A 20,982-nucleotide genomic window follows, 5' to 3' on the forward strand; every position below is an offset into this window, starting at 1 on the left:
AACTAAAATCTCAGCCTTATACGCTGATCAGGCAGGATATTGAGACATGAAACATACCGCAAACCGGTTTTCTGCGCGCAAGCTGTGCTATGCCATTGGCCTGAGTCTGCTGACTTTAAGCACAGGGCATGCTGCTGCCGACCTGTCGCGTGCCAAGCTGGCTATCAATAAAAACGGTATCAAGGTCTGGACTTATCAGTTGCCCAATAATCCTGCCTTTAATTATCGGGCGACCACGGTGCTTAACAGCAGCGTCACCAGTGTGGCCGCAGTCATTCTGGACACCGATTACCTGATTCAGTGGGTGCCGTATGTCAGCGCCGTAAATGTGATTGACCGTAATGATGCCAGTGGCAGCTTTATCATTCGCATGCAACTGGATTTTCCGTTTCCCTTGCAGGATCGTGATGTGGTGATTCAGGGCAAAATCAGTCAGGCCAGTGACGGCACGGTGGTCATTAAGAACAGGGCCATTAGCGACAGCCGGGTGCCTGTACGTCATAACGTGGTGCGCCTGAACCACTATGAAGGCGACTGGACCTTAAAGCCACTGGGGCCAGCCAAAACAGAAGTATCCACCACGGGTTACGGTGACCCGGGTGGCGTGATTCCGTTATCTGTCGCCAACCTGTTTGTGCAACAGCAACCTTACCAGATGCTGGGCCGCATGAAGAACTATGTTAAAAGCAGCCGTTACCAGAATGCCCAGCTCAGCATGGTCAAAGACCCATACGCCAAAAAATAACAAATTGCCTACCCGGAATTAAAGTTCCGGGTAGAGCTACTCTTGATTGACCAAAATTTTCAGGCCCATAATTACGAGTCTTATGGTGCAGGCAGGCATTTCCTTGAAAAAAATCAAACCCTATTGGCCTGTGATAGTGGCTAGCCTATTCTTGGGTTTGCCCTTGAATGGACAAGCCAGTACAACCGTCAATGTGGCAACAGAAGCTTCACCAGCCGTTATTGCCAAGCCTACTGTGGTCAATGGTGCACCTGCTGGTACCACGCAGGTGCCGTGGCAGGTTGCCGTGTTTGGGCAAAACAGCAATGGACAGGCGGCTTATATTTGTTCAGGCACTTTAATTGATGCACAGTGGGTTGTGACTGCGGCACATTGCTTTAATCTGGATACCATTGACCAGCAAGCCATTACGGACTATTACGTGGCTGTGGGAGAGGTGGACCTTGATCAGTTAAACAGCCCATCAAGTAGAGCTCAGGTGATTCTGGCCAGCCGCCAGATCATTCATCCCGGCTATGATGCAGATGTTAATCTGGATAATGACATTGCCCTGATCAGGCTGGCGCAGCCGGTTGACCTACAAGCTTGTGGCATACGCTGCGGTACAATTTCATGGTTACAACCCCAACAGGCCAGTCAATATACAGCGCTGGGCCGCCCTGCACAGGTGGCTGGCTGGGGTGAAACTGTAATAACAGGCAGTAATGGCATGCTGGAAACGCTGTATCCCTCACGCTTGCAAGTTGGGGAGCTGCGTATTGCCAATTGTGGCATCAGCCGCTATCTGTACAATGACAAAACCTGGCCTGTCAGCGCCAATATGATGTGTGCCCGTGGTGCCGACCAGCAGAATCCTGCCGATACCTGCGTGGGTGATAGTGGCTCAGGCTTGGTGGTGAATGCCAGTTCAGTTCAGCCGATGCTGGCCGGGATTACCAGCTGGGGTGAGGACAGGCCCTGTGGTGAACGTAAGCTGCCCGGTGTCTATACCCGGGTTGCCAATTATGCTGGCTGGATTTTAAGTTACGTTGATCCGCTGGCTTATCAGCAACAGCAGGAACAGCAACAGGCTGAACAGCCAGCCAATCCATCAGGTTCAGGCGGTGGGGGCAGTAGTTCACTGGGCTTATTACTGGGCTTAGGTAGCTTAATACTGATTCGGCGCAAATGGCTGACCAGACAATAATTGGGCTGAACAAAAAACCCTTGATTAGCGCATGAAAATCTCTGTGTGATGATAAAGCGTGAACAGCAATAAAAATGGCCTGCTCGAACTGTAACTAGTTCAGCAGGCCATTTTTATTTAAAGTATGAATAAAAGATTTATTCAAAATCAGCTTTGAGCACTACCCGGTAGCGGGCCTTGCCATCACGCAAATGCTGAATCGCGTCATTGATTTGTGACATGGGAAAGACTTCAACCGTGGGTTCAACCTGCGTGCGGGCCGCAAAGCGCAGTAACTGGCGCAATGCCAGCGGCGAACCAGTCGGTGAACCGGTTACTACTTTGGCGCCACCAATTAATACACCGGCTGGCACGGCTAATGGCTCAAGTACCACGCCAACGGTATGGAACTTGCCTTCCGGTGCAAGGGCTGCAAAGTAAGGCATCCAGTCCAGACTGACATTGATGGTATTAATAATCAGGTCAAACTGGCCACGCAGCGCTTTGAGCTGGTCTTTGTCACGGCTGTTGACCACCTGATGCGCACCCATGTCCAGAATTTCCTGGGTTTTGTCCGGGCTGGAACTAAACGCGGTGACTTCACAGCCCCATGCCTTGGCCAGCTTGATGGCAATATGACCCAGACCACCAATGCCAATGACGCCAACCTTATGTACACCCTGAATATTGTGGCGCAGTAAGGGGTCAAAAACGGTAATGCCGCCGCACAATAGCGGGCCTGCCACTTCCGGGTTTAAGTCATCCGGTACGGGAATCACCCATTGCCAGCCCGCCCGCACGCTTTCGGCAAAACCACCGGCATGGCCTACAATCGTGGCTGTGGTGCCGTTCTGGCACAGCACCTGTTTACCACCAATACAGCAGTCACAATGCTGGCAGCTGTCGGCTGTCCAGCCAATACCCACCCGCTGGCCAACCTTTAAACCACGGGCTTCACTGCCCAGTGCGGTAATGGTGCCAATGACTTCATGCCCGGCAATCAGTGGATATTTGGCACCGCCCCATTCATTGTCAATCATGGATAAATCCGAGTGGCATACCCCGCAATATTCCACCTTGACTTCAACTTCATGGGCTTTAAGTTCGCCGGCATCATAGTCAAAAGCTTGCAGGGGCTGGCCCTGTTCGAGGGCGGCATAGCTACGGATAATACTCATGCTGTGATCCTTGAGTGTAGAAAATTGATGTAGAAAATTTAATGGGAAGCCAGCAAACGGCTACTACAACCAGCTTCATGGTCATTGACCAAACCTGCGGCCTGCATAAAGGCATAGCAAGTGGTTGGCCCAACAAACTTGAAACCGGCTTTTTTGAGTGATTTTGACATTGCCAGACTGTCCGCCGTTTGCACAGGGTTTTGTGTGTAATTCTGAATGGCCTGCGGTTGTAGTTTTGCATTGACAAATGACCATAACCACTCAACCATATGAATGCCTTGCTGTTCCAGCGCAAGCCAGGCCCGTGCATTGGCCACAATGGCATTCAGCTTGCCAGCATGCCGGATTAAGCCCGGATTTTGCAGGTACTGGTCAATATCGTCTTCACCAAGCTGTGCCACTTTTTCAGGTAAAAAATCAAAAAAGCACTGCCGGTAGCAGTCACGTTTTTTTAGCACTGTAATCCATGACAAACCGGCCTGCTGGCCCTCCAGACACAGCATTTCAAACAACTGCTGGCGGTCATGGCTGGGTTTGCCCCATTCATGGTCGTGGTAATGCTGGTAAAGCGGATCATGGCTACACCAACCACAACGCTGAAAGGTAGTTTCGCTGGTCTGGGTGGATGTTATCGTCATGTGCGGCAATCCTAGTGGCTGTGTTCCGTTGTAATCATCAACTGGTGATTCACTAAAGGTCAGGTTTTCTTTTTCTTGCGTTTTTTAAATGGATACACCAGTTGGTCCACAAATCCTTCCGGCACTTTGGTACCGGGCGTGGTGCCATAACGTTGCGGCAAATGAGACGGCATATACGCAGCCTTAAAAATGACGTCATAAATTGGCAAAAATGCCGCAAAATTCTTGTCCAGTGCTTCATCTTCTGAGGAGTGATGCCAGTGATGAAACTCTGGCGTGGCAATTATCCAGCGTACATAGGGAAAGCGAAAACGCACATTGGCATGGATAAAAATGGCATGAAAGGATATAAAAATCAGGTAGGCATAGGTGGCTGCCGGTGAAAACCCTAAAAACAACAACGGAATGTAGCCCACAAAACGGTTCATGATTAATTCAGCCACATGCACGCGGCTGGAGGCCAGCCAGTCCATTTGCAGTGATGAATGGTGCACGGCATGAATGCGCCAAAGCCGTGGCACCTTGTGCATGCTGCGGTGAATCCAGTAACTGAAAAAATCCACCACCAGCAGAATTTCAAGGAATTGCAACGCCAGCGGCTGGCTGCTCACCAGTTGGTGCAGGCGCGGGTTGATCCACTGGTTAAATAGCACCTGTGCCGGGATAATGGTAAAAAAGGCCAGCAACTGAATGCCTAAATGGCTAAACATAAAATATTTGAGGTCAGTCACCCAGCCTTTACGCAGGATTTTTTGCTGCTGGTATTTGGCAAACATGCGCTCCATGGGAATAAACACCAGCGCCAGCACCAGCAGGGTTAAAATGAAATAATCCAGCCCGGCATACACATTGCGTGCTGCATAAGGATTGCCTTCAATCTGGCCGCTGGCCAGCAAGGCTGCACAGGTATTTAAAAAAATACCACTCAGTCCCCATAGGCGGTTGGGGTTACGAAACACCGAACACCAGCCGGCAATAAAGCCCACGCCAATTCCGGCAAATAGCAACACCTTGATCAGTAAAGGATTATAAACCGCACGCAGTTCGGGCATGGTAAGCAGGTTGGGAAATAAAAAACAAAATGCAGTCAGGCAACCCAGTAGCCCCAGACTAATGGCAATAAATGCTGAAATTTTGCCGTGGCCGTAATTGAGCGGCTGGTCTTCCAGATGTTTGCGTAGCAGGTTGGTCATTCTTATTCCGGATAATCTGGGTATTGTGGATTGCTGTGTTGCAACTTTTATTGTTTAGCGTGCTTTAGTTATAGGTGAAAACAGGCTGCAAATCCAGTAAAAACCCGGCAAATTGTACCCGGTAAAACCCAGCCATTTGATTCAAACAGGTGTTATTTAACAATTAGCAACCAGATCACTTGCGGCTCAGGTAAGGGTAGGGGTTAATGGCGCCTTCAGCATTGCGGTAAATCCCATAATGCAGGTGTGGCGGGGTGGTACGGGCATTGCCGCTATTGCCCACATAACCAATCACATCACCGGCCTTAATCCAGTCGCCTTTTTTAAACTGGCCATAGGATTCCAGATGCGCATAATAATGCCGGCTCATATCCGGCCCCAGCACCCAGACCACATTGCCGCCCAGGGTGTTGATGCCAACCGACATCACCATGCCCTCTGTGGTACTCAGCACCGGCGTGCCACGCTTGGCAAAAATATCCACGCCTTCATGGCTGCGTCCCTGACTGCGTGCTGCACCCCAGGTATCAGCAATTTGCTGTGGTTTAACACCCTGTACCGGCACTGGCAACTGGGCCGGTAACGGGGTTTGCATCAGGTACAGATATTCCATCGGCAACTGAAACATGCCCGGTTGCTGGCCAGATTCGGGTCGCTGGCATCCGGTCAGGATCGTGATTAACAGGCCAACAAGGCTGGCCTGCTGCCATCTGCGGTACTGCAATCCAGAAAACTGCATTAATCCGGCATAATCCAGGTCATCCAGTGCTGCTCAAAAACATCCCAGAACTGAAGGCGGCCTAGATCAATATCTTCAAAATTCACCCAGCTATCCTGTCCGGATTTTTCATTAAAACCGGTACTGATCAGCAAGGCATCTTCATTAATTTCCATAATCCAGCCTTGCAGCATTTGGCCGTTTTTCAGGTAAATGCGCTGCTGGTTACCGCATTCGGCAAAATTTGCCATGTGTTCTGCCAGTGCAATGGACATGCTAATCCCTTAAAAAATAAACCTAAAATTACAAGCAGGCCTGACCCTTACGATTTGAACAAATACAGGTAAGGATTCACGGCACCACGGCCCTTGCCACTTAAGTAAATCCCATAATGCAAATGAGGAGAGCCGCCCCGAGCATTGCCGGTATTGCCCACATAGCCAATTACCTGCCCTTTCTTTACCCGGTCACCAACGTTCAGGCCGCGCTTGTGCTTGTCGAGGTGCGCATAATAATGATAGCTACCTGCCGGGCCTGCAATCCAGATGACTTTTCCACCTAAATTGTTATTGCGCATGTCGACCACCACGCCCATGGTGGCACTCAGCACCTTGGTGCCACGCTCGGCCATGATGTCAATGCCTTCATGGCTGCGTCCCTGACTGCGTGCTGCTCCCCAAGTGTTGGTGAGCTTGGCCGCCTTGATTCCCTTGACTGGTATGGGCAGGCGCTCCGGCAAGGGAACAGTACGCAAGGCATTAATTTGCGCCTGCGCTGCTGGAGGCAGGGGGGTTTTCTTGGGGGTGGACGTACAACCTGCCAGTATGCTCAGGCCAAGCAGCAGCAGGATTTGACTAAAAAAACTAAAAGTATGATCAACTGACCAGGTCGGCCAGCGCGGCGTCAGTACATGATCCTTCATAAGCGCATGGTTTTCCACTAAAGACTAATCAACTATGAGGATAACCCGATAATGAAAAACCAGCCATCACTTCAATACGGCAGCAGGCAAACAATTCGCTGCCAATTGGCTATGGGATTAATTAACCAGCGGATTATTTGTTTTTATACATGTAAAGCAGGCCACAAAAAGCCACAATCATAAGCAGCAGTTTAAGTTTGGGATCAAATGCTTCACGCATGGCCATCTGATGGGCTTTTTTAGCACCAGGATCGCCTGGCATCAGTGCATTCACACTGGTAAGGCTACTGAGTTCCTCGGGTTGATCGCCTTGACCGACAATTACATACAGCGCCAGCGGCTTAAAATCCTGCTGGGCCTGACTCACGAGGCTCAGCTTTAAGGTGCCATCTGCATCAATACTTTGCGTATAGTCAGTGGTGGTACTATAAACCCTGATTTTCTTGCGGTTAAAGTCTATGGGCAGTACCAGCGAAGGAATCGTGACATCCAGTTGACTGTCCAATAGATCGGCCACATCATCGTTTTCATCCAGTGCAAAGTCCTGTGGACTGGGCAGGTTATCAGCAATCAGCTTGATCTGCTGCGGGTTACTGGACAATAAAAGGTCATCACTTTGCAGGGCAAGCTGGTGATAAGCCTCACGACTGTCGCCTTGTTTTAACCCCACATAATACAGGCATATCCATACTCCCAGATTTGGATTGAGGTTGTTGAGCAGCAACGTATTGTCACTGCTGGGTGCAGCGCTGCTCAAGTTTGTAATTTGTTTAAAGCCCAGAACCTTGGGTTCCAGTCCTGCATAAGCCAGTTGGCAAAACAGGCTGAACAGCACCCCGAGGCTAAACATCCTCAATAAAATTGTCATTCTGATCTCTCTGATTTTAATGAATATATTAAGGTTTGATTAACGCGTGGCATAGCGGTAAAACCCGTAAAGCGCTGCCATTGCAATCAATACTGAATAAATAATATGCCGGTAGCGCTGAAACCATGAGCCTCTGGTCTGGTCAATAAACTGCTGGATTTCTTCGGGCACCGGGCCTTGGCCAGCAATGGCATACAGGGCAACCGGGGTCAGGTTTTCTGTGTGAGTAAGGTTGATGCCAATGCTGCTGGGCGCCCGTAATAATTCGCCATAGTTATAAAATTTCAGCAGGCTCTGGGAGCGTAACTGCTCTGGGGCAAACCGGCTTAAATCCGGGCTTTCAATCAGCACATGCGCATCCGGGAGTTGTTGCGAAAGCAGCGTCTGAAATACAGAGAATTTTTTAGGCTCACCCTTAGCCATGGACTTGCTGTTAAAAGCAATGTGTACATCTGCGACATTGACAAATATACCTTGCGGCATGGCTTCAAAGCGGGTATCGCCGCCGCCATTTTCGAGCGCTGCAATATAATAATAAAAGACCCACGGCGCACCGTTATCGCGTTTGGCATCCAGATAAGCCTCACTGCCGTCTTCTGAGTCAGAGGTAGGGTCAAACCACTGGCTATAACTAAATAGTTGTGTGGTTTCTTCAATGGCAAATGTCTGCTGTGATATCAATAAATTACTAAAAAACAAACTGATGCAGAGCAAAATATTCAACAGAAGGCCATTAGAATTTTTATGAGTTTTCATGGTTAACAAGCGCTTGAATTTATAGCGCAAGTTTAGCAATTTTAAATTTAATGTAAAGTTGAGTTAATAAATTTTAATTCTTGTAAACAACTTCTTGTCATTCTCAGGTCGTCTTTAACACTGTCCTAACACCTTCAGCATGGCTTTTGGCAGGCCCTTATCCATTGCCTGCTGTTTATCCAGCCACTGGCTAGCCGCAAAATAGTGCTGTAATGCATCATGTTGGGCAGCATTGACCTTAAATACCTGCGGTGTTAAAAACCAGCTAAAGTGAGTAAAGGAATGCTTAACCGTTGGTAAGCTGCATCCTGTGGTGAGTGAAAACTGGGCTTGAAATGCAGCCAGCTCAGTTTGCTCAACAATCGGCAGGCAATACAGGCCACCCCATAACCCTTCACTTGGGCGTTGCTGCCATAACCATTGCCCGGTTTGTTCATGTTCTATAATAATGACGACCGCGTGTTTCACAGGCGTGGCTTTGGCTGCCTTTTTTTGCGGAAATTCCAGTACCCGGTTTTGCTGGTAGGCCTTGCAGTCCTCACGCACCGGACAATACAGACATAAAGGTTTCTTGCTGGTACACAGGGTGGCACCCAGATCCATAATGGCCTGCGTGTAGTCAGCATTGCGCTGCACCGGGGTCAAGACGGTAGCCAGTTGCCAAAGCTGTGCCACTACTGGGCTAGACATACTGTCGCCTGCAATCGCCTGATGACGGCTGAGCACCCGCTTGACGTTGCCATCCATAATCACGCCATACTGCTGCAAGCCTAGCGACATCAGCGCACCAGCGGTAGAGCGGCCAATACCCGAGAGTGCCATCCAGCCTTCTAGCGTGTGCGGAAAGCTGCCCTGTGCCACCACCTGCTGTGCGGCCTTGTGCAGGTTACGCGCCCGTGCATAATAACCAAGCCCGGCCCAATATGGAGCTACGTCATCCCAGCTGGCCTGCGCCAGACTTTCCACGCTGGGAAACCGCTGCATAAAGCGGTCAAAATAATTTAGCACCGTTTTGACCTGCGTTTGTTGCAGCATAATTTCCGATACCCACACTTTGTATGGATGCTTGTCTGGATAATCGCGAACCTGCCACGGCAAGTCATGGCGGCCATGCTGGTCAAACCAGTCCAGCAGGCGAGTGGCAAAATCGGCAGATTGGTCGGTCATAATCGGGTTCAAGCGGGCAGCACCTGTTTTGGGCTTGATGATAAAATTCAGACTATTAATGGGGGCAAAACGTCAACCCACAAGGACAATTACGAGTTAATAAGGTTGCTATCCATGAATATGTTTTTAACCAATTTAGCCACGAGTTCCCACCACTTTAAAAAGCCATATGACACTGATTATAGAGAGCTTTTAATAGATGCCTGTGATCAATTAGCAGAAACAGCAAAATTTAAATTATTTGTTTGTGACGATATAGCGTGGAATGTTGATGTAAGCCCTGATTTAGTGGTTTTTTTGGAGCAAGTTCCAAGTGCTATCAATCATTTAAAATTAGGTGATAAGGCTATCATAAGTCTTTATGAACAAGGAGTAGAAACGAATATTATCCTTATTCCTCATTATAAAAACTGCTATATCACTTGTGAACCTATGCTTCCATCGAGTACAACGCGGTGGGGTTCAAAGTGTTGTGAAATTGAGGATTTAGAGCATATCATCTTAAAGTTAGAAGTTTTTTTTAAAGCAATTTCTAGAGCTTTGGCCATCCTTATTGGAGTATAAGGAAATTAATGAGTGGTTAGAGGGTGGCTATTAAAATTTAATATCAGTGAAGTGAAAAAAGACCCTGCTTTTAAGCAGAGCCACTTTTTTAATCAATTCACTAAGTCTATTATTTTTAAGCAACTAAAATTATTTAAAAATACGTTCAAAAAATGCCAGCATGGCCTGACTGGATTGCTCGGCAGCCTGTGCATTAAAGCCCAGATCAATGCCATTAACACGGGCACGGTCATCAGCCACCGGATTGGTAAAGCCATGCTTGGCACCCGGATACACATCCACATGGTAGCGTACCTGTGCTGCATCCATTTCCTGTCTGAACTGTTCCAGACTTTCCATCGAAACCATGCTGTCTTCTGCGCCATGTTCAATCAGTAATTCAGCCTTGACCTGACCCGCCTTGGCCGGCAGTTTGGGGCTTAAGTTGCCATGAAAGCTGACCACGCCTTTGAGGTCATAGCCTTCGCGTGCCATGTCCAGTGCAATTTTGCCCCCAAAGCAAAAGCCTATGGCCGCCATGCGGGTTTCATCCACTTCTGGCTGTGCGGCCAGAATATCAAGCCCGGCCTTGGCACGTTGCATGAGCAATTCCTGATCAGCCAGCAGGTCGCTCATCCATTCATTGGCCTGACTGGCCTGATCAGTCACCTTGCCATTGCCATACACATCAATCGCCAACGCGGCATAGCCCTGTGAGGCCAGTTCTTCGGCGCGCTGCTTGGGATAAGGCGTTAGTCCCCACCATTCCGGGCAGATGACAATGCCGGGAACAGTGCCTTTGACTTCCTTGGGCAATGCCAGGTGGCCAACCAGTGTGGTGCCTTCAGGTGAGGTATAGCGAAGTTCACGTGATACAATTGCAGGCTGTGTCATGGATAACCCTCCAGTAAGCTGTTTTTATTCAACAAAACGGCCAACAGTTTACCCAGTAACAGCATGACGCAAGTACAGTTTACTGGGCCTTTTTGAATTGAAAATGTTACCTTAATATCTGTCGTCACCATCTTGTCAGCTTTCCGCCACTTCACCGGCATGCTGATCCAGCAGGTATTCATTTAAATTAAAATGGCTAAGCTGCTGGCGCATTTTAAAGGTCGTCCACGGCCACACTGTACTGTTACGGCCATTACGGTCAATAAAATAACTGCTGCATCCGCCGCTGTTCCAGACGGTATTTTTTAAGGCATCCTGCACGCGGCTATTGAAGGCTGCAATACGTTCCGGGTCTGGCTCAATGCTGCGAATGTCATGCTGGCGAGCCTGCCGGATTGCATCCATGATATAGCCCAGTTGCGCTTCAATAATAATAAATGCCGAGGAACTAACCGCAATATTGGGGCCAAACATCAAAAATCCATTGGGGCAGTCGGCCACCATGGTGCCCATATAGCCTTCTGGGCTGCCTTGCCATACGGCTGCCATGTTTTGCCCATGGCGGTTATAGATACGCTGGGCAATTGGTGGCTCGGCAATTTCAAAGCCTGTACCCAGAATAATCACATCAGCCTCAATCTGGCTGCCATCAGCCGCAATCAGGGTGTTGCCGCGAATTTCCTGCAAACCACTGGCAATTACCTCAACGTTGGGCTGTGCCAGTGCCGGATACCAGTCATTGGATTGCAGCACCCGTTTGCAGCCAATCACATAACCGGGAGTTAGCTTACGACGCAGGGCTGGGTCTTTAATGGCATAGTGAAGGTTAAAGCGGGCCAGCCGCTGAAACTGCTGCATGGCCGCCTTGCTTTGCATGCCACCATTCAGGGTTTCAAAAATAGCATATACCGTGCTGCGCATGGCTTGCTGGGCTAAGGGCAGGAAGCGGAACAGCTGCTGTACCGATGCAGGCAGGCTGCTGTCCATCTTGGGCAATACCCAGTGCGGCGTGCGCTGGAACACGCTGAGCTGTTTTACTTTGGGCTGGATCTGTGGCACAAACTGAATGGCCGAAGCACCCGTACCAATTACTGCCACACGTTTGCCCGTTAAATCAATATCATGCCGCCAGCGCGAGGAATGAAAAATCTCACCGCTAAAGCTGTCAATACCTTTTACCTTGGGGAACACCGGCTCATGCATGGGGCCACAGGCCATAATCACAAAGCGCGCACAAAATTCGCCCTGCGTGGTGGCAACAGTCCAGCAGTCGGTGGTGTCCGACCAGTGTGCGGATAAGACTTCCTGACCAAAGCGGACATGCGGCATTACCGCATATTGCTCGGCGGTGTGTTGCAGGTATTGCTTGATTTCGGCCTGTCCTGCAAACACACGGCTCCAGTGCGGATTGGGCGCAAACGAATAGGAATACAGGCTGGATGGCACATCACAGGCACAGCCGGGATAGGTGTTTTCACGCCATACACCGCCCAGCTCAGCCGCTTTTTCCAGTAGCACAAAGTTTTCAATACCGGCTTGTTTGAGCTGAATGGCGGCCCCCAGTCCTGCAAAGCCGCCGCCCATCACAATCACTTCATAACAGGGGCTGGCCGACAAGTTAGCAAAGTTTTTCATCATGTCTCTCAGGATTTATTATTAAGAATCTGTAGAAAGTGCATTAAAAGCATAGTGGCATGCCTGCTGGCAATCTTCAAAATCCGAAAGCATCGTTTTTATGGGATAGGCGGTATTCTTTGCCAATTACATGCAGTGTTATGACAAAAACAGCTTTTTAGCCACAAAGTTTAATGGCAGGTATGGCGCAATGACAGTAACAACACCTAAAAATGAGACCCTTACAAATGACGCCCTGCACGTGAAGAGATAACGTGTATAGCAAAGCACAAATCGCAAAAAAGCGACTCAGTGGTCGCTTTTTTGTCGGGTTTACAAAGGAATGTAAGCCACTCCCTGTAAGGAATCCTGTGTTAAGGATAAGTACGGTTTATGGCATTCTACCGCGGCTAACAAAGGCCACTACAGCCAGAATAATAGCCACCACCAGGAAGATAATAGCGAAGTCTTGAGACAAGCCTGCTACACCACCGAAACCTAACAAACTTGCAATTAAGGCGATAACTGCAAAAATGATTGCCCAACGAAACATGATAAATTCTCCATTTATAAAATTTGTTTTTTTAATATAAGCGCTTAAAAAAAATGGGCTGTTTAATTTGTGTTCGGTTTTGCACCCTTATGTTGCATCCTGAAATAAACAGATACATCCTTGGTTTTTACTAAAAAACTTTTATTATCAATTGGTTAAAATAAAATATAATGAAATCTGTTAGTGAACAAAGCTTACAGGAGGTGAACACTTTAGGGCAGCCGTTTGCACAGCTTAACCCAACTAAAATAATCCACCCACTGAGATACTGTAGAGCTTAGCGGTTTTGTATCAAAATATGACTAGTTTTTTGTCTTGTGCTTTGTCGCTGGCCAGTACTGGCGCAGCATTTCCAGCACAGCAGGTAGCATGCTGATGCCAATAATGGCAAAAATGACGTAGGTGAAGTTATCCTTGATGATGGGCAGGTTGCCAAAGAAAAAACCCAGCCAGATAAACGATAAAATCCAGGCTGCCCCGCCAAGCACGTTAAACATTAAAAAACGGGGATAATGCATGTGGCTGACCCCGGCAATAAAGGGGGCAAAGGTACGGATAATTGGCAGGAAGCGGGCAAAAATAATGGTCTTGCCCCCATGCTTTTCAAAGAAGGACTGGGTTTTTAGCAAATGGTCGCGCTTGATAAAACGCAGGTTCATGTTAAACACGCGCGGACCAATATAACGGCCCACCTGATAATTAAGCGAATCCCCCATAACGGCCGCAATAAAGAGCAGGATGCTGAGCAGTACCGGGTCCATGGCACCGGTTGCAGCAATGGCACCGGCTGCAAACAGCAGGCTGTCACCGGGCAGGAGTGGCATTACCACAAGGCCGGTTTCTACAAAAATGATCAAAAACAGGATGGCATAAATCCATGTGCCGTAATCACGAACAAATTCAAGCAGGTGCTGGTCAACATGCAGGATAAAATCAATCAGTTCCATTCGGGCAGAGTCAGGCAAAATTTGCATCAGATGCTAGCAATAGTCTGCCGGACTGTCATTAACTTGTCCGGACGAATACAAAATAAATAAGACTGGCTTAATAAGCGGTTGTAAATGGTGGCTGTGGAAAGCCCGGACTAAGCATAGCCAACTGGTTGGGCCGCAGGACTACACCGGGCCAGCAAGCCTGCTTAGCGGACTGCCATGTGGCGTGAACCAGCAATAATCATGTGAATCATGTCCACGGTCTGGGTCAGGATGCGGTTCTGGCTTTCGGTATCCTGTTCCATGGCATTGGCCCCCATGGCAAACACCAGCCGGGTAATGGCCTTGGCCACTAAATCAGGCGCATACAACTGGTTGCCATGCAACTGTTCCAGCCGTACCAGATCTTCTTTGAGCTCAGTTTCAAAAAAGCACAGTTGCTGTTCGACAGCCTGCTTGAATGCGGCTGAACCCACCTTGCCCTCACGCAATAACAATTGCAGGTTACTTTGTTCCACCCGCAACTGTTCCATGAAGACCTCCATTGAAGTTTGCACCACACTGCGTTCACGCGAGGCACGTTGCCGGGCTGTGCCAATAATGCTGCGCAGGGCGCTACCAGCCTGTTCAATCAGGGCAATGGCCAGCTCGTCAATATCACGAAAATGCCGGTAAAAACTATTGGGCGCAATTCCGGCTTCCCGGGCTACTTCGCGCAGGCTTAAGCTTGACACACTGCGGTGCGGCCCCAGCAATTGCAGGGCAGCATCAATAATTTCTGCACGGCTAATAGAAACCCTGCGGCCCTGCGGGGTACGTTTTTCCAGTTCAGCAGCAGTGGCAGCAGGATGAGGCAATTCCATGAATGGCAGGCAAGTTAACAGGTCAGTTTCATTATAAAGACAAAAAACAGGAAAAGATAATATACAACTGTCTATACGTATGTATAATAACTAGCCTGTTTTACAGTTATCAAGGTTTTTCATGCTTAAAATCCTGTCTGCTTCACCCCATAGCAAGTTGCCAGTTACCCGCTCAACACGTGTAATGTCATCAAATGCCACGTTGACTACATGGCAGCGCTTGGCCGGTTTTGCAGAGGCTGTAATCGACCATAACACCGTTAATTTCTGGGCCAGCAAGCTGAATCCGCTATGGTCAATCAATCAGCCCATGGCCAGAATTGTGGCGCGTACAGAAGCAGCCAGTAATAGTGTAACCCTGATTTTAAAACCCAACCGGCATGTGGTTATGCCGCAGGCAGGCCAGCATATTACAGTAGCTACCGATATTAATGGCGTGCGTATTGCCCGTAGTTATAGTACCAGCAGCGTGGCTGAGCAGCCTGGCTTACTGGCAATCACGGTTAAACAGATAGAAGGCGGGCGCTTAAGCAACTGGTTATGCCTGCAAGCGCGTGAAGGGGATGTGTTGTATCTGGGCCAGCCGTTTGGTGATTTTCAGTGGCCTGCACAACAACACCCAGTGTTGCTGCTGGCCGCAGGCAGTGGCATTACCCCCATGATCAGCCTGTTGCGCCAATATGCAGCCCAGCAATTGCCCAGCAAACAAGTGGTGCAACTGCATTATTGGGTGCGCAGCCGTGAGGAAGCCTGTTTTATCGATGAATTGCTGGCATTGCCCAAAATCCAGCCGAATTTTTCCCTTCATGTTTATTTAACCCAGCAAAATCAAAGCCAGCCACATGAATACACAGGCCGCATTAATACCAGCCATTTTTCTCAGCAGGAAGACCTGAGCAATAGCCATGTGTTGGCCTGCGGGCCATCCGGTTTTGTGAGTAACGCGCAGCAAATCCTGCAAGCCCAGGTGGCCTCGTTTCAGGCCGAAGCTTTTTCGCCGCCACAAATCAGGCCTGATGCTCACGATAATGAAACCGTACAAATTACCCTGCAACGACAGCAGCGTATCTTAACCATTCCTACAGGCCAGTCCATTCTGGCTGCACTGGAGGCAGAAGGCATTAACCATCCCAGCGGTTGCCGCATGGGCCTGTGTAATACCTGTGCCTGCCCTAAGGTGTCCGGCACTACCGAGCACCTGATTTCCGGCGAACAGCAACAGGATGAAAACCCGGCCTTACGGGTTTGTGTGAGCCGGGCGCGCAGCAATCTGGTACTGGATATTTAAGCCACTGTTTGCCCTTGCACCACCACTTAAAAGCTAACTGAAAAGCGCTACACAGAATATGAAAGAGGATACCGTGCCATGTTATTAAAAAAGCCAAGATTCAAGCTTCCCCAAGGCCAAAAGAGCCGTTCTTTAAATGCTGCCGAGCTGGATATGCTGGCTATGGAACTGGATGCCCTGCGCCAGCAAACCTTAAGTGAGCTTGGTGAGCATGATGCCAAGTATATCCGCAAGATTGTGGCATCCGTGCGCTACACCGCCATGGCAGGCCGCGGCCTGCTGTTTTTAGGCTGGTTTCCACCGGCCTGGCTGGCTGGCACCACCTTGCTGGGTATTGCCAAGATTATGGAAAACATGGAACTGGCGCATAATGTGATGCATGGCCAGTATGACTGGATGAATGACCCGGCCCTGCAAGGCAAAAGCTACGAGTGGGACACTGTCGGCACAAGTGATAACTGGCGTAAAACCCATAATTTTAAGCACCACACCTATACCAATGTCAAAGGTATGGATGATGACGTGGGCTATGGTTTGCTGCGTATTTTCCCCGAGCAGCGCTGGCATCCGTTTTATCTGGGCCAGCCGCTGTATGCATTGACACTGGCCATGCTGTTCCAGTGGGGCGTGGCCATTCAGGACCTTGAAATTGGCAAATACCTGCAAGGCCGCATGAGCAAGCAGGAATTTATGGCGCGCTGGCAACCTACCAAGCAAAAGATTATCAAGCAACTGTTCAAGGACTACGTGTTTTTCCCAGCCATTGCCGGACCCATGGCTATTCCGGTGTTCTTGGGTAATCTGGCTGCCAATGGCATGCGTAATCTGTGGACATTCAGCATTATTTTTTGTGGTCATTTTACCGAAGATGCCGAACTTTTCCCCAAATCTGTGGTGGAAAACGAAAGCCGCGGTCACTGGTATTATCGCCAGATTCGCGGTTCTTCCAATTTAAGTGGTGGCAAGCTGTTACATTTGCTGTCTGGCAACCTGAGCCACCAGATTGAGCATCACCTGTTTCCGGATATTCCGGCCCATCGCTATGCCGAGCTTGCACCTAAGGTACAGGAAATCTGTGCGCGTTATGGAATTCATTACAATACCGGTCGCTTTAGTAAACAGTTTGGACAGGTACTGTGGCGGATTTTACGACACAGTTTGCCCAGTCAGCCCAAAATGGCACAGGTGGTGCAAGCGGTTTAATCATTAAAACAGGGAAGACGCTGGGTTTTCCCCAGCGTTATAAGCCGCAAAAGGCAAAATCTACCTCTGGTTTTTGCCCGGCCACAATATCAGCCAGTGCCCGGCCCGAACCACAGGCATGCGTCCAGCCCAGTGTGCCATGCCCGGTATCCAGCCAGAGATTAGTAATTTTTGAGCGGCCAATATACGGCACGTTGGATGGCGTTGCCGGGCGCAGGCCTGTCCAGTAGTGCACCCGGTCAATATCAACAACATCAGGAAATAACAGCATCACACGCCGGGTAATGGCCTTGCAGCGTACCTCATTCAGTTCGGTACTATAGCCATTCAATTCAGCGGTGCCAGCAACCCGCAAGCGGTCTCCCAGCCGTGAAAATACCAGCTTGAATTCATCATCAGTCAGGCTGACATTGGGGGCTTTATCGGCCTGAATAATCGGGAAGGTGGCTGAATAACCCTTGGCTGGATAAATCAGCAAGTCCAGACCCAGCGGTTTAACCAGTTGCGGACTATAACTGCCCAGCGCCAGCACATAATTATCTGCTGTGAAGGTTTGTTCGCCCTGATCGCTTTTAGTTCGGACACCGGTAATTTTCTGGCCATCACTATTGAGCGCCACAATGCTGCTGTTATACAAAAACTGCACGCCTTGTGCAGCGCACAGGCTGGCCAGATTTTGGGTAAACTGATGCGCATCGCCGGATTCATCTGCTGCGGTATAGGTGGCACCAGCAATCTGGTGCTGAATAGATGCCAAAGCAGGTTCCAGTGCAATGGCTTGCTGTGTACTAATCACATGGCGGTCACAGCCAAATTCACGCATGATTTTAGCGGGTTCCAATGCCTCTGCAAATTCCTGTTCACTGGTATAAAAATGCAAAATGCCCTTGCTTAATTCATCATAGTGAATCCCAGTGTCGCGCCTAAGCTGCTGTAGGGCGCGACGTGAATAAGTGCCCAGATTAACAATTTGAATAATATTGTGCCGGGTTCGCTCCGGTGTACATTCCCTTAAAAACTGCATGCCCCAGCGCCATTGCAACAGGTCCGCACGCAGGCGAAATAATAACGGCGCATCTTCTTTCATTAGCCATTTAAGTACTTTTTTGGGCGCACCCGGATTGGCCCAAGGCTCGGCATGCGATACCGAAATCTGGCCGCCATTGGCAAACGAGGTTTCAAGACCAGCCCCGGACTGCCGCTCAATGACTGTGACCTCAAAGCCTTTTTGCCTTAAATACCATGCTGCTGTTATGCCAATAACACCCGCACCCAACACAATGATTTTCATGAGTTTGCCCTCTTATCAATGATTTATGGCAGGCATAAATCATTATTCAGACATCACTTACATGTAGCATGAAACAGGCCAAGACAATGCTGTGGGACTGCTGCTTTTGGTAAGGCTTTGTGCGTGGTGCGCAAATTGTGTGCCAAGCCTTCGCGCCATCCAATAAAAATGCTAGAATAACGCGCTAAATTTTCACTTTATTTGAAGCCCGCCTGCCATGACTGCTAATCAGCCCAATGCGCAAATTAATGCGCAAATCAATACGTCAATCACTGGGGACCGTATTCTTATTCTGGATTTTGGCTCGCAATACAGCCAGCTGATTGCCCGTCGTGTGCGCGAAGCCGGCGTATATTCCGAAATGTACGCCTATGACATGTCTGATGACGACATTCGCGCCTTTGCGCCAAGCGGCATTATCCTGTCTGGCGGGCCGGAAAGCACCACGGTTGAGGGCAGCCCGCGCGCGCCGGACGTGGTATTTAACCTTGGCGTGCCGGTACTGGGCATTTGCTACGGCATGCAAACCATGGCCATGCAACTGGGCGGTGACGTGCAGTCCAGTGACTTTCAGGAATTTGGCCGTGCCGATGTGATCCATGAGTTCCCGGATCGCCTGTTTGCAGGTATTGAGGATGAACCCAAAAAACTGCGCGTGTGGATGAGCCACGGTGATAAAGTGGTCAAGCTGCCAGAAGGTTTTCAGATTAGCGCCAGCACCCCAAGCTGCCCGATTGCCGCCATGAGTGATGAAACCCGTAATTTCTATGGCGTCCAGTTCCACCCGGAAGTGACCCATACCCTGCAAGGCGAGGCGTTGATTTCGCGCTTTGTGCATGGCATTTGCGGTTGCGGTAATTTATGGACACCGGAACACATTATTGACTTGCGTGTCGAGCAACTACGTGAACAAATTGCTGAGGAAAAAGTGTTGCTGGGTCTGTCCGGTGGCGTGGATTCTTCCGTGGTTGCTGCGCTGCTGCACAAGGCCATTGGTGACCAACTGACCTGTGTGTTTGTAGACAATGGTTTGCTGCGCCTGCATGAAGGTGATCAGGTGATGCAAATGTTTGCTGAAAACATGGGCATTCGGGTGATTCGTGCCGATGCCGAGCAGCGCTTCCTGACTGCCTTGGCGGGTGAAGCTGATCCTGAGAAAAAACGCAAGATTATTGGCCGCGAATTTATTGAAGTATTCACCGAAGAAGCCCGCAAGCTCGAAGGCGTGAAGTTTCTGGCACAGGGCACCATTTATCCCGACGTTATTGAATCAGCGGCCACCAAGCATGGCAAGGCGCATGTAATCAAATCGCACCATAATGTGGGCGGCTTGCCGGACGACTTGGCCTTTGATCTGGTTGAGCCATTGCGTGACCTGTTTAAGGATGAAGTGCGCAAGCTGGGCACCACCTTGGGCCTGCCACACAGCATGATTTACCGTCATCCATTTCCGGGGCCGGGCCTTGGTGTGCGGATTCTAGGTGAAGTGAAAAAGGAATATGCCGACATTCTGCGCCGTGCCGATGACATCTTTATGCAAGAGCTGCGTGCCAGTGGCTGGTATGACAAAACCGCGCAGGCCTTTGCGGTATTCCAGCCGGTAAAATCGGTAGGCGTGGTGGGTGATGGCCGCCGTTATGCGTGGGTGATTGCGCTGCGTGCGGTAGAAACCGTTGACTTCATGACCGCGCGTTTTGCTCACTTGCCGTATGATCTGGTGGAAACCATTTCCAACCGCATCATGAATGAGATCAAGGAAGTATCGCGCGTAGTATATGACGTGAGTAGCAAGCCACCCGCAACGATTGAATGGGAGTAAATTCGGGGTTTCTGAAAGCAATGCTTTCAGCCGAAGTTACGCCCTTGCGGTGCAATGCACCTCATATGCTCGCGGCAGCACTGGGATTTCACGGAGCACTGCTCCGTGCCAGTTTTACCCGCTCAGCTTGTATGCTAAGGGCTAGAGAGTTCAGAAATAATTAGCTATAAGGGTTCAAAACAAGATTTGTTTTGAACCCTTATATTATCTAAATCATAAGTTAGTGGTAGCTTAATCTTACTTAGACTTATATAGAAATGGCTTTTCAATATAAGTGTAAGTTGCTATAGAAAAAATATATACTAAGGTAAATATCATAGGCAGTAGACATATATAATAATAGATATTCAAGTCTTTGAGAGATAATAAAGAAAACTGCGTGAATACTAAAAACAATACTAATCCATGAGAAAGATAAATGCTATAACTTATCTCACCAAGAAACTTCAATCCAACATTATCTAAAATCCCAAAAATATTATTACCAGAAACGATGATAAAAAATATCATACCTATAAGTAACATCTGTTGTGATGAATACCCTTGTGTAAAAATAAATGTGTAACATATTAAGAGAATTAAAAATATAGAAACATAAGATGAATTAATTCTATTCAAATAAGGTGAAATGT

Annotated in this window: 21 protein-coding genes; 6 read left to right on the plus strand and 15 right to left on the minus strand. The window is 49.0% G+C overall.

The features are described from left to right. Positions 1–46 precede the first annotated feature (46 nt). Together BKE30_RS06530 and BKE30_RS06535 are read left to right on the plus strand one after the other, a co-directional pair. On the plus strand, positions 47–745 hold the full coding sequence (locus BKE30_RS06530; RefSeq protein WP_076877790.1) for an START domain-containing protein: 699 nt from the start codon (positions 47–49) through the stop codon (positions 743–745). Between the two features lie 103 nt (positions 746–848). Beyond that, the gene (locus tag BKE30_RS06535; protein WP_158073168.1) at positions 849–1,931 is read left to right on the plus strand and encodes a serine protease; all 1,083 of its coding nucleotides are present in this window, start codon (positions 849–851) and stop codon (positions 1,929–1,931) included. A gap of 137 nt (positions 1,932–2,068) precedes the next feature. On the opposite strand, the gene ahr is transcribed toward BKE30_RS06535, so the two are convergent. The 9 genes from ahr to mutY form a co-directional block, all read right to left on the minus strand. After that, positions 2,069–3,088, minus strand: coding sequence for an NADPH-dependent aldehyde reductase Ahr (ahr, locus tag BKE30_RS06540; RefSeq protein ID WP_076877792.1), 1,020 nt, complete (start codon positions 3,086–3,088; stop codon positions 2,069–2,071). A gap of 38 nt (positions 3,089–3,126) precedes the next feature. Beyond that, positions 3,127–3,726: a DNA-3-methyladenine glycosylase I gene (locus tag BKE30_RS06545; RefSeq protein WP_076877793.1), complete on the minus strand. Its 600-nt coding sequence runs from the start codon at positions 3,724–3,726 to the stop codon at positions 3,127–3,129. A 59-nt stretch (positions 3,727–3,785) separates the two neighbouring features. Further along, complete coding sequence (locus tag BKE30_RS06550) at positions 3,786–4,919, minus strand: sterol desaturase family protein (RefSeq protein WP_076877794.1); 1,134 nt, start codon at positions 4,917–4,919, stop codon at positions 3,786–3,788. Positions 4,920–5,094: 175 nt separating this feature from the next. After that, a complete protein-coding gene (locus tag BKE30_RS06555; protein WP_076877795.1) occupies positions 5,095–5,658 on the minus strand; it encodes a M23 family metallopeptidase in 564 nt (187 codons plus the stop codon). After that, the gene (locus tag BKE30_RS06560) at positions 5,658–5,912 is read right to left on the minus strand and encodes a hypothetical protein (RefSeq protein ID WP_076877796.1); all 255 of its coding nucleotides are present in this window, start codon (positions 5,910–5,912) and stop codon (positions 5,658–5,660) included. Before BKE30_RS06560 ends, BKE30_RS06555 begins: the two co-directional genes overlap by 1 nt. Positions 5,913–5,959: 47 nt before the next feature. Next, a complete protein-coding gene (locus BKE30_RS06565; protein ID WP_083698466.1) occupies positions 5,960–6,559 on the minus strand; it encodes a M23 family metallopeptidase in 600 nt (199 codons plus the stop codon). A gap of 133 nt (positions 6,560–6,692) precedes the next feature. Next, positions 6,693–7,427, minus strand: coding sequence for a hypothetical protein (locus BKE30_RS06570; RefSeq protein WP_143253667.1), 735 nt, complete (start codon positions 7,425–7,427; stop codon positions 6,693–6,695). 39 nt (positions 7,428–7,466) lie between these two features. After that, the gene (locus tag BKE30_RS06575) at positions 7,467–8,108 is read right to left on the minus strand and encodes a type 2 periplasmic-binding domain-containing protein (RefSeq protein ID WP_143253668.1); all 642 of its coding nucleotides are present in this window, start codon (positions 8,106–8,108) and stop codon (positions 7,467–7,469) included. A 189-nt stretch (positions 8,109–8,297) separates the two neighbouring features. Continuing rightward, positions 8,298–9,350, minus strand: a complete 1,053-nt coding sequence (mutY, locus tag BKE30_RS06580; protein WP_076877799.1) for an A/G-specific adenine glycosylase — start codon at positions 9,348–9,350, stop codon at positions 8,298–8,300. A gap of 114 nt (positions 9,351–9,464) precedes the next feature. Between mutY and BKE30_RS06585 the strand changes: the two genes are divergently transcribed. Then, positions 9,465–9,914 (plus strand): hypothetical protein, encoded by a 450-nt coding sequence (locus BKE30_RS06585; protein WP_076877800.1) that lies wholly within the window; start codon positions 9,465–9,467, stop codon positions 9,912–9,914. 129 nt (positions 9,915–10,043) lie between these two features. On the opposite strand, the gene BKE30_RS06590 is transcribed toward BKE30_RS06585, so the two are convergent. From BKE30_RS06590 to fabR, 5 genes are all read right to left on the minus strand, one after another. Further along, positions 10,044–10,787 carry a dienelactone hydrolase family protein gene (locus tag BKE30_RS06590; RefSeq protein WP_076877801.1) on the minus strand — a complete coding sequence of 248 codons (744 nt, stop codon included), beginning with the start codon at positions 10,785–10,787 and terminating at the stop codon, positions 10,044–10,046. Positions 10,788–10,922: 135 nt separating this feature from the next. Beyond that, on the minus strand, positions 10,923–12,422 hold the full coding sequence (locus BKE30_RS06595; RefSeq protein WP_143253669.1) for a flavin-containing monooxygenase: 1,500 nt from the start codon (positions 12,420–12,422) through the stop codon (positions 10,923–10,925). A gap of 370 nt (positions 12,423–12,792) precedes the next feature. Continuing rightward, a complete protein-coding gene (locus tag BKE30_RS06600; RefSeq protein WP_026472217.1) occupies positions 12,793–12,954 on the minus strand; it encodes a DUF1328 domain-containing protein in 162 nt (53 codons plus the stop codon). 302 nt (positions 12,955–13,256) lie between these two features. Then, positions 13,257–13,901 carry a DedA family protein gene (locus BKE30_RS06605; protein ID WP_076877823.1) on the minus strand — a complete coding sequence of 215 codons (645 nt, stop codon included), beginning with the start codon at positions 13,899–13,901 and terminating at the stop codon, positions 13,257–13,259. A gap of 191 nt (positions 13,902–14,092) precedes the next feature. Further along, positions 14,093–14,749 (minus strand): HTH-type transcriptional repressor FabR, encoded by a 657-nt coding sequence (gene fabR, locus BKE30_RS06610; protein WP_076877803.1) that lies wholly within the window; start codon positions 14,747–14,749, stop codon positions 14,093–14,095. Between the two features lie 121 nt (positions 14,750–14,870). Between fabR and BKE30_RS06615 the strand changes: the two genes are divergently transcribed. Then, positions 14,871–16,037, plus strand: coding sequence for a ferredoxin reductase (locus BKE30_RS06615; protein WP_083698467.1), 1,167 nt, complete (start codon positions 14,871–14,873; stop codon positions 16,035–16,037). 78 nt (positions 16,038–16,115) lie between these two features. After that, positions 16,116–17,240, plus strand: a complete 1,125-nt coding sequence (locus BKE30_RS06620) for a fatty acid desaturase family protein (protein WP_076877805.1) — start codon at positions 16,116–16,118, stop codon at positions 17,238–17,240. Positions 17,241–17,277: 37 nt separating this feature from the next. Here BKE30_RS06620 and BKE30_RS06625 read toward each other — a convergent pair whose 3' ends face one another. Next, the gene (locus tag BKE30_RS06625; protein ID WP_076877806.1) at positions 17,278–18,531 is read right to left on the minus strand and encodes a D-amino acid dehydrogenase; all 1,254 of its coding nucleotides are present in this window, start codon (positions 18,529–18,531) and stop codon (positions 17,278–17,280) included. 217 nt (positions 18,532–18,748) lie between these two features. Between BKE30_RS06625 and guaA the strand changes: the two genes are divergently transcribed. After that, positions 18,749–20,350 carry a glutamine-hydrolyzing GMP synthase gene (gene guaA / locus BKE30_RS06630; protein WP_076877807.1) on the plus strand — a complete coding sequence of 534 codons (1,602 nt, stop codon included), beginning with the start codon at positions 18,749–18,751 and terminating at the stop codon, positions 20,348–20,350. Positions 20,351–20,982 lie beyond the last annotated feature (632 nt).

It is taken from the genome of Alkanindiges hydrocarboniclasticus (assembly GCF_001982605.1).
Taxonomy (GTDB): Bacteria; Pseudomonadota; Gammaproteobacteria; order Pseudomonadales; family Moraxellaceae; genus Alkanindiges; species Alkanindiges hydrocarboniclasticus.

Bases quoted from the DNA above. Each gene is read 5' to 3' on its own strand.
- BKE30_RS06530 (WP_076877790.1), top strand. From the start codon at position 47: ATGAAACATACCGCAAACCGGTTTTCTGCGCGCAAGCTGTGCTATGCC.
- ahr (WP_076877792.1), bottom strand. From the start codon at position 3,088: ATGAGTATTATCCGTAGCTATGCCGCCCTCGAACAGGGCCAGCCCCTG.
- BKE30_RS06545 (WP_076877793.1), bottom strand. From the start codon at position 3,726: ATGACGATAACATCCACCCAGACCAGCGAAACTACCTTTCAGCGTTGT.
- BKE30_RS06550 (WP_076877794.1), bottom strand. From the start codon at position 4,919: ATGACCAACCTGCTACGCAAACATCTGGAAGACCAGCCGCTCAATTAC.
- BKE30_RS06555 (WP_076877795.1), bottom strand. From the start codon at position 5,658: ATGCAGTTTTCTGGATTGCAGTACCGCAGATGGCAGCAGGCCAGCCTT.
- BKE30_RS06560 (WP_076877796.1), bottom strand. From the start codon at position 5,912: ATGTCCATTGCACTGGCAGAACACATGGCAAATTTTGCCGAATGCGGT.
- BKE30_RS06565 (WP_083698466.1), bottom strand. From the start codon at position 6,559: ATGAAGGATCATGTACTGACGCCGCGCTGGCCGACCTGGTCAGTTGAT.
- BKE30_RS06570 (WP_143253667.1), bottom strand. From the start codon at position 7,427: ATGACAATTTTATTGAGGATGTTTAGCCTCGGGGTGCTGTTCAGCCTG.
- mutY (WP_076877799.1), bottom strand. From the start codon at position 9,350: ATGACCGACCAATCTGCCGATTTTGCCACTCGCCTGCTGGACTGGTTT.
- BKE30_RS06585 (WP_076877800.1), top strand. From the start codon at position 9,465: ATGAATATGTTTTTAACCAATTTAGCCACGAGTTCCCACCACTTTAAA.
- BKE30_RS06590 (WP_076877801.1), bottom strand. From the start codon at position 10,787: ATGACACAGCCTGCAATTGTATCACGTGAACTTCGCTATACCTCACCT.
- BKE30_RS06595 (WP_143253669.1), bottom strand. From the start codon at position 12,422: ATGAAAAACTTTGCTAACTTGTCGGCCAGCCCCTGTTATGAAGTGATT.
- BKE30_RS06600 (WP_026472217.1), bottom strand. From the start codon at position 12,954: ATGTTTCGTTGGGCAATCATTTTTGCAGTTATCGCCTTAATTGCAAGT.
- BKE30_RS06605 (WP_076877823.1), bottom strand. From the start codon at position 13,901: ATGGAACTGATTGATTTTATCCTGCATGTTGACCAGCACCTGCTTGAA.
- fabR (WP_076877803.1), bottom strand. From the start codon at position 14,749: ATGGAATTGCCTCATCCTGCTGCCACTGCTGCTGAACTGGAAAAACGT.
- BKE30_RS06615 (WP_083698467.1), top strand. From the start codon at position 14,871: ATGCTTAAAATCCTGTCTGCTTCACCCCATAGCAAGTTGCCAGTTACC.
- BKE30_RS06620 (WP_076877805.1), top strand. From the start codon at position 16,116: ATGTTATTAAAAAAGCCAAGATTCAAGCTTCCCCAAGGCCAAAAGAGC.
- BKE30_RS06625 (WP_076877806.1), bottom strand. From the start codon at position 18,531: ATGAAAATCATTGTGTTGGGTGCGGGTGTTATTGGCATAACAGCAGCA.
- guaA (WP_076877807.1), top strand. From the start codon at position 18,749: ATGACTGCTAATCAGCCCAATGCGCAAATTAATGCGCAAATCAATACG.